This window comes from Enterobacter sp. JUb54, from assembly GCF_014298075.1.
Taxonomy (GTDB): Bacteria; Pseudomonadota; Gammaproteobacteria; order Enterobacterales; family Enterobacteriaceae; genus Klebsiella; species Klebsiella lignicola.
Genome location: NZ_CP060418.1, coordinates 2,040,153 through 2,052,992, shown reverse-complemented (window position 1 = coordinate 2,052,992; position 12,840 = coordinate 2,040,153). Strand labels below are relative to the sequence as shown.

The window sequence follows — 12,840 nt, the reverse complement described above, 5'->3', positions numbered from 1 at the left end:
TACCGTCGCCCCGGTGCACAGAGAGGGATTACACAGGCACGTTGGACTGCGCCGTCTCCGGTGCGCGACGGTTAAGCAGGGCGTGGAGCAGGATGGCGCCAAAGGTGGCCGTCCCGATACCGCCGAGGGTAAAGCCGCCGAGGGAGAGGGCAAAATCGCCGGCGCCGAGCACCAGCGTGACCGCCACCATAATCAGGTTGCTGTTGAGGCTCAAATCCACCCGGTGCTGGATCCAGATACGCGCGCCGGCCACCGCAATCAGGCCGAACACCACGATCGACGCTCCACCGATCACCGGTCCGGGAATGGTGTGGATCAGGGCGCCAAACTTCGGCGAGAAGCCGAGCAGGATCGCAATCACCGCCGCCGCCACGAACACCAGCGTGGAGTAGACTTTGGTCACCGCCATCACCCCGATGTTTTCCGCGTAGGTGGTCACCCCGCTGCCGCCAACCGCGCCGGAAAGCATGGTTGCCAGCCCGTCACCGACGAACGCCCGCCCCATGTACGGGTCCATATTGCGCCCGGTCATTCCGGCGACCGCCTTCAGGTGCCCGAGGTTTTCCGCCACCAGGATCACCGCCACCGGGGCGATCAGCATCATCGCCGGACCGCTAAAGGTCGGGGCGGTGAAGTGCGGCATGCCGAACCACGCGGCCTGTTCCAGCAGGCTAAAATCGAGCGGCTTGCCCAGTCCAAACACGTTCGCCAGCAGCGCGTACAGCGCGCAGGCTACGATCAGGCCGACGAGGATCAGCAGACGCTGCACCATTCCGCGGGTAAACACCGCCACCAGCCCGATGCACAGCACGGTCAGCACCGCCATCCAGCCATCGAAGGCCGTGGCCGAGACGCTGCGCACGGCGATGGGCGCGAGGTTCAGGCCGATCGCCATTACCACCGCGCCGGTCACCACCGGCGGCATCAGCCGTTCGATCCAGCGGGTGCCGACTTTCATCACCACCAGGCCAATCAGGGTATACACCAGGCCGCAGGCGATGATCCCGCCGAGCGCGACGCTAAGATTCGGGTTCAGCCCCTGACCGTTAAAGCCGGTCACGGCGATCACCACCCCAATGAAGGCGGCGCTGGAGCCAAGATAGCTGGGCACCCGGCCGCCGGTGACCACGAAAAACAGCAGGGTCCCGACGCCGGAGAGCAAGATCGCGAGGTTCGGATCCAGCCCCATCAGAATCGGCATCAGCACCGTGGCGCCAAACATCGCCACCGCGTGCTGGACGCCCATCACCATCGTCTGCCCGAAGGAAAGCCGTTCATCGGGGGCCACAACGCCGGACGCGGCGGAGGGGGAGGTCAACTGCCAGCGAGGAAAATCGAAAAGTGCCATGATGATATCCCGGGTTTGAGGTTAACAGGCTGGACGCATGAGCGTGTGGTAGCCGCGGTTGAACCACATCAGCCCGCGCGGCTCTGGGTGTCTGACTATATCGGCGACTTCGCAGAACAAAATATCGTGGGTGCCGACGCTGACTATCTGGCTGATACGGCAGTCGAAGCTGACCAGCGCATCGACCAGCCGTGGACAGCCGGTAAGGCCGGTTTGCCATGCGGCGGCGGCAAAGCGCTCTGCCATCGGGGTTTTGCCGCCAAAGACGTTAGATAACGACTCCTGCCCGGCCGCCAGCGTGTTGACGCACAGCGCCTGATGCTGATTGAAGGTCGGCCACACCGAGGCCGAGCGGTTCAGGCACACCAGCAGGGTCGGCGGCGTATCGGTGACGCTGCAGACCGCGCTGGCGGTAAACCCGGCGCGTCCCGCCGGACCGTCGGTGGTAATAATGTTGACCGCCGCGCCGACCTGCGCCATGGCGTCACGAAAATGCTGTTTATCCGCTACGGACATGAGGGCTCCTTACGCCAGCTGGCAGGCATCATCAAACGAAAGACGCGGCAGGCGGCCATACAGCTTGCCGGCGTCGCCATAGCCGATATTGATCAGCAGGTTGCTCTGCCAGCCGCTGTCGGCGAAGAATGCCGCATCGACCTTCTGGCGATCGAATCCCGACATCGGGCCGGTATCCAGCCCGAGGGCGCGGCAGGCGAAAATCAGATACGCCGCCTGCAGCGAGCTGTTGCGAAAGGCGGTCTCCTCTGCCAGCTGCGGGCTGGAGGTGAACCAGCTGCGGGCGTCGCCGTGGGGAAACAGCTCGGGCAGGCGATCGTAGAAGGCGCTGTCCCAGGCGACGATCGCCGTCACCGGGGCGGTCATGGTTTTTTCGAGGTTACCGCTGGAGAGCGTCGGGCGCAGCAGCGCTTTGCCTTCCGGGGTGCGGACAAACAGGATCCGCGCCGGGGAGCAGTTGGCGGAGGTCGGCCCCATTTTCATCAGGTCGTAAATGTCGCGCAGTACCTCATCAGTGACCGGTTGATCCAGCCAGCCGTTATGGGTTCTGGCGTGAGTGAACAGGGTGTCCAGCGCGTTCTGGCTAATGCTTTCGCTCATAGATTTTCCTTAATTACGGGGCCAGCATCGCGGCCAGTCCGTCGCATAAAATGGGGTTGAAGGTCCCGGCATCGGTCACGTTACAGGCGTGTCCTCCCCAGGCCATCTCCACCTGCTGGCTGTTCGGTATCGCTGCCGCCAGGGTTCGGGAACAGGAGGCGGGAACCAGCAAATCGTCATTGGCGCTGATGATCAGCGCCGGGCAGGCAAGCTGGGCCGCCCGGCGTGAAAAATCGGCCTCTTTTAGCGCATGCAGGCGCTTTAGCAGGTTGTCTTTACCCTGGAAATGGCTGAGGGCCAGCGCATCTTCCGCTTCCAGCCTCGGCATGCGGGCGGCCATCCATTCTGCCGGGTAGAGGAACAGCGGCTGGGCTTCGACCCACGCCTGGGCGCCGCCGGCGTGCAGCAGGCGTTCGCGCACCTGGAAGCAGCGGCGGGTATGCGGCGAGAGGCTCAGCCAGGCGTTAACCAGCACCAGCGCGCTGACCGCCTGCGGAAAGTCGAGCGCCAGCTGGAGCCCAATCAGGCCGCCCAGGGCGTGGCCGACGAAGGCAAAGCGGGTGATGCCCGCCGCCTGCAGCGCTTGCTTAAGCTCCAGCGCCATCGCCGCCATGCTGTAACCGGCGGGCAGCGGGCCGGCATTTTCGCCGGTGCCGTTCTGGTCATAACTCACCAGCTGATACCGCTCCGCCAGCACCGCGCGCTGCGGGAGCCAGTAGCTGCCCGCGCCGCCTAAACCCGCGCTTAGCACCACCACCGGTGCGCTATCGAAAGGGGCTGGGGAGATATTCAGTTTCATAAGGCTGGTTTCCCGATGTGGGCGACGGTAGCGATTTCGACCAGCGCCTCAGGCTTGACCAGCCCGCACTGGATACAAAAACGCGCCGGTTTATCGCCGGGGAAAAACTCAGCGTAGACTTCGTTAATCGCGGCGTAGTTTTTCCAGTCGGTGATAAAGATGCTGTTGAACGTCACATCCTCCATACTGCCACCCGCCGTTTCGATCACCGTTTTGATGGTGTCGAGGACGTGGCGGGTTTGCGCCTTTGGGTCGCCGGGATAAACCACATTATTTTGTTTATCAAACGGCAGCGTGCCGGAGACATAGACCACCCCGTCGGCCAGGGTGCCGGGGACAAAAGGGGCAATCGGCGTGGTGGTGCCGGGCGGTATAATGACCTGTTTAGGCATAACGTTTCTCCTCCGGGAATGAGAGCGGGGCGGCGGGCTCCAGCGCCTCGCAGAAGCTGGCGACATCGCTGACCCAGCCGAAAAAGGTTTCGATATTGAACAATGCGGCCTGCTGGGCGAAGGCCGGGCCTGCCTGGTGAGTGGCGTCTTCCAGCACGATGCCGAAATACTCAAGGAAGAAGCCGTCGCGCAGGGTCGATTCCACGCAGACGTTGGTGGCAATCCCAGTAAACACCAGGTGGCGAATGCCGCGACTGCGCAGGATGCTGTCGAGCGGGGTGTTGAAAAAGCCGCTGTAGCGCGGTTTCGGTAGCACCACATCGCCGGGCTGCGGTTGCAGTTGATCGACCAGCTGGTAGTCCCAGCCGCCTTTCGCCAGCAGTTTGCCCTGCAGCTCCGGGCGGTTGCGCATGGTCTTCAGGGCGTTCGATTTATGGTAGTTCGGCGAACCGGGACCGCCGGCTTCGACGTACTGTTCGTCCCAGCCGTTCTGGAACCAGATAATCAGCATGCCGGCGGCGCGGGCTGCGGCAACGGCGGTATTGATATTGTCGATCACCGGCCGGGTGGCGGAGACGTCAAACCCGGCGAGGTCGAGGTAGCCGCCCTGGCTGGCATAGGCGTTTTGCATATCGACGACGATCAGCGCGCTGTTCTGCGCCGGGAAGGTCAGGGATTCCGGACGGGCGGGAAGGGTAATCATCAGGCAACCTCGCGGGTAACGGTGGAAACAGCGTCGCGGCAACGCATCAGCGGCTGGATACGCTCGCCAAAGGCTTCAATGCCGAGCAGGAAATCGTCAAAGGTGAGCAGCACACCATCGGTGCCCGGCACCGTCGCCACCTCGTCGAGCATGCGGGCGACATTGGCGTAGGAGCCGACCAGCGTGCCCATGTTGATATTGACCGCTGAGGTCGGGTCCGCCATCTGGCGCACGTTGGTGTCGCTGCCGGAACGGGTGTCTTTCTGGCTCTGTTCGGTGAGCCAGGCCAGGGCGTCGTCATCGGCACCGGCTTTGTAGTGTTCCCATTTGGCGCGCGCCGCCTCGTCGGTTTCGTCGGCGATAATCATAAACAGGACGTACGAGCCGACGTCGCGACCGGTTTTTTCTGCCGCCTGCATCATGCGTGCCGCGGTAGGGGCAAAGGCGGTGGGGGTGTTCACCCCTTTGCCGAAGCAGAAGTTGTAGTCGGCGTATTGTGCGGAGAAGGCCATGCCCGCGTCGCTCTGTCCGGCGCAGATCACCTTCATCGGCTGTGACGGCTGCGGGCTGACCCGGCAGTCGTTCATGGTGAAGTAGTCACCTTTAAAGTCGCTGTGCCCGGTACCCCAGAGGTCGCGCAGCACCTGGACATATTCGGTGAGATACTCGTAGCGACGAGAGAAGTATTCGTCGCCGGGCCAGATGCCCATCTGATCGTATTCCGGTTTTTGCCAGCCGGTCACCAGATTGACCCCGAAGCGTCCGCCGGAGATGGAATCGATGGTGGAGGCCATGCGCGCAACGATCGCCGGGGGCAGGGTGAGGGTGGCGGCGGTGGCATAGATCTGGATCCGCGAGGTCACCGCCGCCAGTCCGGCCATCAAGGTGAAGGATTCGAGGTTGTGATCCCAGAATTCGGTTTTGCCGCCGAAGCCGCGCAGCTTGATCATCGACAGTGCGAAATCAAAGTGGTAGTGCTCGGCTTTCTGAACGATCGCTTTATTCAGCTCAAAGGTCGGCATGTACTGCGGAGCGTGGGTGGAGATCAGCCAGCCGTTATTACCAATCGGAACGAAGACACCAATTTTCATACGTACCTCTCTGCAGTCGGGGAAGAAGAAGGCGCGTGGTGCTGCATCCTGCATCTCCCTGGTCACCTCGCCTGAAAGATAAAGCAAACTCGATGCCAGTTTTTCAAAAACCAATGTTATTAATGTGTTGCGCGTTGGTTGCTGAATGTGTCGATTGAAAAAGTGGACTGAATGGTCAAAAAGAGTGCACGAAAAAACGGCAGTCATGCGCAATTGGGGTGCATAACGTCGTGTCGGCGTTGGGCTTTTGCTATGCTGAGGGCGTTGATTACAGGAGATGACCTATGGCGCAGGGCGCTGTGAAAAAAACCGGCAAGCGGGTACAGGCGGTGAACGCCAAAAAAGAGGCGATCCTGGCCGCAGCACTGGACGCGTTTTCACAATTTGGTATTCACGGGACGCGGCTTGAGCAGGTGGCTGACCTGGCGGGGGTATCAAAGACCAATCTGCTCTATTACTACCCGTCGAAAGAGGCGCTGTATGTCGCGGTGCTGCAACAGATCCTGACTATCTGGCTGGCGCCGCTGCGGGCGTTTCGTGAGGATATCAGCCCGCTGGTGGCGATCCGAGAATATATCCGCCTGAAGCTGGAGGTTTCCCGCGATTATCCGCAGGCCTCGCGGTTGTTCTGTCTGGAGATGTTGCAGGGCGCGCCGTTGCTGATGGGCGAGCTGACCGGGGATCTGAAAACCCTGGTGGATGAAAAGTCGGCGATTGTCTCCGGCTGGGTCGAGAGCGGCAAACTGGCGCCGGTGGATCCGCAGCACCTGATCTTTATGATCTGGGCCACCACGCAGCATTACGCCGATTTTGCCACCCAGATTGAGGCGGTAACCGGCGCAACGTTACGCGACGAGGCCTTTTTTCAACAAACCGTGGATAACGTTCAGCGGATGATCATTGAAGGGATCCGTGTACGTTAATTGGCCGGGGGCAGCGGGCAGCTCTGATCGCCATCTTCGCACTGCAGGAGCGAGGCGAGGAACGACTCACGCTCGACGGTTTTATCCGCCATGCATTGATTGAGCAACATCGGCTGGGCGCTGCCGCCATCCGCTGCGGAGACGAGGAACGCGCAGTCGTCGTTGCGCAGCGCAATCCAGGCCAGCTGCGCCTTTTTCAACATCTCCTGCTGCTTGCCTGAGGCCCGCTTCAGCGCTTCCTGATAGGTTTGATTGAGTTTTTGATCGTCTGCCTGATACTGCGCCGCCGTACACTGGTTCATTTCCGCTTGCGTGCTGGCGCTGGCGCATTCGTCCGCCAGCGCCTGTCCGCTTGCCAGCAGGGCGGCAAGGGCAATTACAGTACGTTTCATTGGTTTTCTCCCATAAAAAAAGCTCCCGTCGGGGAGCTTTAATTAAGCACAGCTTTGGCCTGGTGTCATTAGCTGTCGTGGGCTTCCCCGGTGGCGCTGCGCTGTCCGGGCTACGTCGCCCGGACAGGTGCGGAAACGGGCTTAGCCAATCGTCATCAGGCTGGCGTTACCACCTGCCGCAGCGGTATTGACGCTCAGCGAGCGTTCAATATAGAGGCGTTCCAGCAGCAGGTTGGTTTCACCGCGCGCAAAGCCCTGCACCGAGATGATGGCGCCATCGCGCGCCGCCACCTGTTCGCACAGCTCGCGCAGCTGGTCGGAATCGCCGTGGTAGATCACCGCGTCGAAGGCCTGGGTGGTCAGCGTCTCTGGTTTGGCAAAATGGATGCGATCGCTGACGTCACGCGGCAGCTTCTTCGCCAGCTCACGCTGCAGGGCGCTATCCGGCCACAGGATTTCAGACCCCACGGCGGTGACCGCCGCCAGCTGAATCAGCGCATCCTGCTCGTTATCCGCGATGCACAACACGCGGTCGCGCGGAATAAAGGTCAGGGTGTTGCGCTCGCCGGTTGGACCCGGCAGCAGGCGCTGGGTCCCGGCCTGGGCCAGCTCGCTGTACTGCTGGCACAGGGCCTGCAGTTCCGGACGACCGGCTGCCCACTGCTGCAGGGCGGTCAGCGGTTTTTCCAGCAGGGTTTTCAGCTGTGCATCCAGCGGACGTTCAGCATCCTGACGGGCGAGGGTGGTCCCCACCGCGTTTTGCGGACGGCTGGAGAGCAGACGATACAGATACAGCGGGCCGCCGGCTTTCGGACCGGTTCCCGACAGACCTTCGCCACCGAACGGCTGGACGCCAACCACCGCGCCAACCATGTTGCGGTTGACGTACAGGTTGCCGACTTTCGCACTGCCGGTGACCTGGGCAATGGTCTCGTCGATACGGGTATGTACGCCGAGGGTCAGACCGTAGTTCGAGGCGTTAATCTGCTCGACCAGCTTATCCAGTTCATTACGGTTGTAGCGAACCACGTGCAGCACCGGGCCAAAGACCTCTTTTTTCAGCTCATCAAAGCTGTCCAGCTCGATCAGCGTCGGCTGGATAAAGGTCCCGCTTTGCCACTCCTGCGCATCGTCGCTGTTTTCACGCACCGCCTGGAAGACGGTACGCCCTTTGGCGCGCAGGGTCTGAATATGACGTTCAATATTCTCTTTGGCTTCGGCATCAATCACCGGGCCAATATCGGTGGTCAGACGGCCCGGGTTGCCCATCCGGCACTCGCCCATCGCGCCGCGCAGCATGGTCAGGGTATGGTCGGCTATCTCTTCTTGCAGGCAGAGGATACGCAGGGCGGAGCAACGCTGTCCGGCGCTATCAAATGCCGAGGCCAGCACATCGACCACCACCTGTTCGGTCAGGGCGGAGGAGTCGACGATCATGGCGTTCATCCCGCCGGTTTCGGCAATCAGCGGCGTCGGGCGGCCCTGAGCATCGAGGCGGCTGGCGATGTTGCGCTGCAGCAGGGTTGCGACTTCGGTGGAGCCGGTAAACATCACGCCACGCACGCGCTCATCGCTGGTCAGTGCAGCGCCGACGGTTTCCCCGCGGCCCGGCAGCAGCTGAATGACGCCCGGCGGCACGCCGGCTTCCAGCAGGATCGCCACGCCCTGAGCGGCAATCAGCGGCGTCTGCTCGGCCGGTTTGGCCAGCACGCTGTTACCTGCTGCCAGAGCGGCAGCAATCTGGCCGGTGAAAATGGCCAGCGGGAAGTTCCACGGGCTAATACATACCACCGGGCCCAGCGGACGGTGGGTTTCATTGTCAAAATCATCACGAACCTGGCCGGCGTAGTAGTGCAGGAAGTCGACCGCTTCGCGCACTTCGGCGATGGCGTTACTGAAGGTTTTACCTGCTTCACGCACCAGAATGCCGATCAGCGTCTGGGTCTGGCCTTCCATCAGGATCGCGGCACGTTCGAGGATCGCGGCGCGTTCCTGCGGCGGCGTCGCAAACCAGATCGGCGCGTTATTGACCGCGCTGGTGAGCGCCAGCTCGACCTCTTCCGGACGGGTTTCACGCACGTGACCGACGATATCTTTCGGCTCGGCTGGGTTCACCACGGGCTGCAGTTCCCCTTCAATCACCGGATGTTCCAGCGCCGGCAGGGCCTGCCATTTGTGCAGCGCGCTGTTCAGCAGCGAAGAGGAGAGGGAGGCCAGGCGGTGTTCGTTCGCCAGATCGAGCCCGGCGGAGTTGATGCGGCCTTTGCCGTAGAGATCGCGCGGCAGCGGGATTTTCGGGTGTGGCAGGCCGGTCTGGCCCTCTTGCTGCGCCAGTTTCTCCACCGCGCTGACCGGGTCGGCAACCAGCTCATCGAGCGGCAGGGTGGTGTCGGCGATGCGGTTGACGAAGGAGGTGTTGGCGCCGTTTTCCAGCAGACGACGCACCAGGTACGCCAGCAGCGTTTCGTGGGTGCCGACCGGAGCATAAATGCGGCACGGACGGTTCAGTTTGCCGTCGGCCACTTTACCAACCACCTGCTCATACAGCGGTTCGCCCATGCCGTGCAGGCACTGGAACTCATACTGACCCGGGTAGTAGTTTTGTCCCGCCAGTTGGTAGATAGCCGCCAGGGTATGGGCGTTATGGGTGGCGAACTGCGGGTAGATCAGGCTCGGGACCGCCAGCAGCTTTTTGGCGCAGGCGAGGTAGGAGACGTCGGTATACACTTTGCGGGTATAGACCGGGTAGCCTTCGAGGCCGTCCATCTGCGCACGTTTGATTTCGCTGTCCCAGTAAGCCCCTTTCACCAGACGGATCATCAGGCGACGGCGGCTGCGGGTCGCGAGGTCGATCAGCGAATCGATGACAAACGGGCAGCGTTTCTGATAGGCCTGAATCACGAAGCCGATGCCGTTCCAGCCAGCCAGTTCCGGTTCAAAGCACAGTTTTTCCAGCAGATCGAGCGAGATCTCCAGACGATCCGCTTCTTCGGCATCGATGTTGATCCCGATATCGTACTGGCGGGCCAGCAGGGTCAGTGATTTCAGACGCGGGTAGAGTTCGTCCATCACCCGGTCGTACTGCGCGCGGCTGTAGCGCGGATGCAGTGCGGAAAGCTTGATGGAAATCCCCGGGCCTTCATAAATGCCCCGTCCGTTGGAGGCTTTGCCAATCGCGTGGATCGCCTGCTGGTAGGAGACCATGTAGGCCTGCGCATCGGCGGCGGTGAGCGCCGCTTCACCCAGCATGTCGTAGGAGTAACGGAATCCTTTCTCTTCCAGCTTGCGGGCGTTGGCCAGCGCTTCGGCAATGGTTTCGCCGGTGACGAACTGCTCGCCCATCAGGCGCATCGCCATATCGACGCCTTTGCGAATCAGCGGCTCGCCGCTTTTACCGATAATCCGGTTCAGCGAGCGCGAGAGGCTGGTTTCATTGTGGGTCGAGACCAGCTTGCCGGTAAACAGCAGACCCCAGGTGGCGGCGTTGACGAACAGCGACGGGCTGCGGCCGATATGCGACTGCCAGTTACCGTTGCTGATTTTGTCGCGGATCAGGGCGTCACGGGTGGCTTTATCCGGAATACGCAGCAGCGCTTCCGCCAGACACATCAGCGCGACCCCTTCCTGTGAAGAGAGGGAGAACTCCTGCAGCAGGCTTTGCACCATCCCCGCGCGGCCGCTGGCCGTTTTCTGATTACGCAGTTTTTCCGCCAGCTGGTACGCCAGCTTGTGTGCTTGCTCGCCCAGAGGCTGTGGCAGACGGGCCTGCTCTAACAGCATCGGTACGGCGTCGGTTTCTGCCCAGCGATACGCGGCGGTGATCGACGCCCGGGAAACGGACTGCGGCAGGATCTGTTCGGCAAATTCCAGGAACGGCTGATAAGGCTCATCCGCCGGGCTGCCGGCTTCGTCGCTTTCATTGGCGGCACCGGAGAGCAGCGCCGGTAACTCAGGCAGCGTCTCGTCGTTTTCCAGTTTTTCCAGGTAATTGAAGATGGCCTGCTTAATCAGCCAGTGCGGCGTGCGGTCAATACGGCTTGCGGCAAACTTAATGCGTTCGCGCGTCGCGTCGTCAAGCTTAACACCCATGGTGGTGGTGCCCATGCTTATCACTCCTGTAATGAATCGTTGTTCTTTTTTCGGTTACGCGAAAATATCTACCATGTTGCAACTTTGTGCAACCTTGTTAATCGTGATTTGTGTCGCACGGCGAGAAATGGGCTGGTTGTTAAATCTAATGGTGTGCATTGCCAAAAATTAACATTTGTCCAATAGGGGATTTGTATGCGTGAGTTAACAGTTTCACCAGGTGCAACCAATAAAAATGTGAGAGAGTGCAACCTATGGCGAAATGAAGTTTGGTCACGATAAAAATTAGTGTAAATGCTGTGTTAAATCGTTTGTGAAATGCAGTTGCTTCCGTCAGGATACGGTCGCCCAATACAACCAATGTGCCATTACCCCGTTCCGGTAGTGGAATAAAATGACAAAGCAGGACGTTGTCGACAAAAAAACTGGAGATTTTACATGGCTATCAGCACCCCCATGTTGGTGACTTTTATTATTTATATTTGCGGCATGGTACTTATCGGTTTTATTGCCTGGCGTTCGACGAAAAACTTTGATGATTATATTCTCGGTGGCCGTAGTCTTGGTCCATTCGTGACCGCGCTGTCTGCTGGTGCTTCTGATATGAGCGGCTGGCTGCTGATGGGTCTGCCGGGGGCGATATTTCTCTCCGGTATTTCCGAAAGCTGGATTGCCATCGGCCTGACCCTCGGCGCATGGATTAACTGGAAGCTGGTTGCCGGTCGCCTGCGTGTTCACACCGAAGTGAATAATAACGCGCTGACCTTACCGGATTATTTCACCGGTCGTTTTGAAGATAAAAGCCGGGTGCTGCGTATTATTTCCGCGCTGGTTATTCTGCTGTTCTTCACCATCTATTGTGCCTCCGGGATTGTGGCGGGTGCCCGTCTGTTCGAAAGCACTTTCGGTATGAGCTATGAAACGGCGTTGTGGGCCGGTGCGGCCGCCACCATTATTTATACCTTTGTCGGTGGCTTCCTTGCGGTGAGCTGGACCGATACCGTGCAGGCCAGCCTGATGATTTTCGCGCTGATCCTGACGCCGGTGATGGTGATTATTTCCGTTGGCGGTTTCGACACCTCGCTGGAAGTGATTAAGCAGAAGAGCATTGAAAACGTCGATATGCTCAAAGGGCTGAACTTTGTGGCGATTATCTCGCTGATGGGCTGGGGCCTGGGCTATTTCGGCCAGCCGCATATTCTGGCGCGCTTTATGGCGGCGGACTCCCACCACAGTATCGTCCACGCACGTCGTATCAGCATGACCTGGATGATCCTGTGTCTGGCGGGTGCGGTTGCGGTCGGTTTCTTCGGTATTGCCTGGTTCAACAACAACCCGGCGCTGGCAGGGGCGGTCAACCAGAACTCCGAGCGCGTGTTCATTGAACTGGCACAACTGCTGTTTAACCCGTGGATTGCCGGGATCCTGCTGTCAGCCATTCTGGCGGCGGTGATGTCGACCCTGAGCTGCCAGCTGCTGGTGTGCTCCAGCGCGATTACGGAAGACCTGTATAAAGCGTTCCTGCGTAAAAACGCCGGTCAGAAAGAGCTGGTATGGGTTGGACGGACCATGGTGCTGGTGGTGGCGCTGATCGCCATCGCGCTGGCGGCGAACCCGAACAACCGCGTACTGGGTCTGGTGAGCTACGCGTGGGCAGGCTTCGGGGCGGCATTTGGTCCGGTGGTCCTGTTCTCGGTGATGTGGTCACGTATGACGCGTAACGGCGCTCTGGCCGGGATGGTGATCGGCGCGCTGACCGTGATTGTCTGGAAACAGTTCGGCTGGCTGGGGCTGTACGAAATCATTCCTGGCTTTATCTTCGGTAGCCTCGGGATTGTCCTCTTCAGCCTGTTGGATAAAGCTCCTTCGGCGTCGATGCAGAAGCGTTTTGCCGAAGCGGATGCGCATTATCACTCCGCGCCGCCGGCAGGTACCGTCGCAGAGTAAACCCCGCTTTCTCTTCAAGCCCGCGTCCAGCGGGCTTTTT

The 12,840-nt window shown here is 60.4% G+C and carries 11 protein-coding genes; 2 read left to right on the top strand and 9 right to left on the bottom strand.

Annotated elements, in window-relative coordinates; all coding sequences use genetic code 11:
* Window positions 1-28: 28 nt before the first annotated feature.
* Genes rutG through rutA form a run of 7 tightly spaced genes read right to left on the bottom strand, consistent with a single transcriptional unit; the run spans window position 29 to window position 5,449 of the window.
* Window positions 29-1,348, bottom strand: coding sequence for a pyrimidine utilization transport protein G (gene rutG, locus HF679_RS09450; protein WP_123753768.1), 1,320 nt, complete (start codon window positions 1,346-1,348; stop codon window positions 29-31).
* A gap of 21 nt (window positions 1,349-1,369) precedes the next feature.
* Entirely contained in the window at window positions 1,370-1,864 is a 495-nt protein-coding gene (gene rutF, locus HF679_RS09445; RefSeq protein WP_187042912.1) for an NADH-dependent FMN reductase RutF, read from the bottom strand.
* A gap of 9 nt (window positions 1,865-1,873) precedes the next feature.
* Window positions 1,874-2,464, bottom strand: a complete 591-nt coding sequence (locus tag HF679_RS09440) for a malonic semialdehyde reductase (protein ID WP_154143288.1) — start codon at window positions 2,462-2,464, stop codon at window positions 1,874-1,876.
* Window positions 2,465-2,477: 13 nt separating this feature from the next.
* Window positions 2,478-3,263 (bottom strand): pyrimidine utilization protein D, encoded by a 786-nt coding sequence (gene rutD, locus HF679_RS09435; RefSeq protein ID WP_123753771.1) that lies wholly within the window; start codon window positions 3,261-3,263, stop codon window positions 2,478-2,480.
* Window positions 3,260-3,655 carry a pyrimidine utilization protein C gene (gene rutC, locus HF679_RS09430; protein WP_123753772.1) on the bottom strand — a complete coding sequence of 132 codons (396 nt, stop codon included), beginning with the start codon at window positions 3,653-3,655 and terminating at the stop codon, window positions 3,260-3,262. Before rutC ends, rutD begins: the two co-directional genes overlap by 4 nt.
* Window positions 3,648-4,358: a pyrimidine utilization protein B gene (gene rutB, locus HF679_RS09425; protein ID WP_123753773.1), complete on the bottom strand. Its 711-nt coding sequence runs from the start codon at window positions 4,356-4,358 to the stop codon at window positions 3,648-3,650. The genes rutC and rutB overlap by 8 nt, the downstream gene beginning before the upstream one ends.
* Complete coding sequence (gene rutA, locus HF679_RS09420; RefSeq protein WP_123753774.1) at window positions 4,358-5,449, bottom strand: pyrimidine utilization protein A; 1,092 nt, start codon at window positions 5,447-5,449, stop codon at window positions 4,358-4,360. Before rutA ends, rutB begins: the two co-directional genes overlap by 1 nt.
* Before the next feature lie 284 nt (window positions 5,450-5,733).
* Between rutA and rutR the strand changes: the two genes are divergently transcribed.
* Window positions 5,734-6,372, top strand: coding sequence for an HTH-type transcriptional regulator RutR (gene rutR / locus HF679_RS09415; protein WP_123753775.1), 639 nt, complete (start codon window positions 5,734-5,736; stop codon window positions 6,370-6,372).
* Here the strand turns inward: rutR and HF679_RS09410 are convergent.
* Both HF679_RS09410 and putA read right to left on the bottom strand, forming a co-directional pair.
* Complete coding sequence (locus HF679_RS09410; protein ID WP_123753776.1) at window positions 6,369-6,764, bottom strand: lysozyme inhibitor LprI family protein; 396 nt, start codon at window positions 6,762-6,764, stop codon at window positions 6,369-6,371. The two genes, rutR and HF679_RS09410, sit on opposite strands and share 4 nt — an antisense overlap.
* 141 nt (window positions 6,765-6,905) lie before the next feature.
* Window positions 6,906-10,868 carry a trifunctional transcriptional regulator/proline dehydrogenase/L-glutamate gamma-semialdehyde dehydrogenase gene (gene putA / locus HF679_RS09405; RefSeq protein WP_123753777.1) on the bottom strand — a complete coding sequence of 1,321 codons (3,963 nt, stop codon included), beginning with the start codon at window positions 10,866-10,868 and terminating at the stop codon, window positions 6,906-6,908.
* A 423-nt stretch (window positions 10,869-11,291) separates the two neighbouring features.
* Here putA and putP point away from each other — a divergent pair, with 423 nt between their 5' ends.
* Complete coding sequence (putP, locus tag HF679_RS09400) at window positions 11,292-12,800, top strand: sodium/proline symporter PutP (RefSeq protein ID WP_123753778.1); 1,509 nt, start codon at window positions 11,292-11,294, stop codon at window positions 12,798-12,800.
* Window positions 12,801-12,840: the final 40 nt, after the last annotated feature.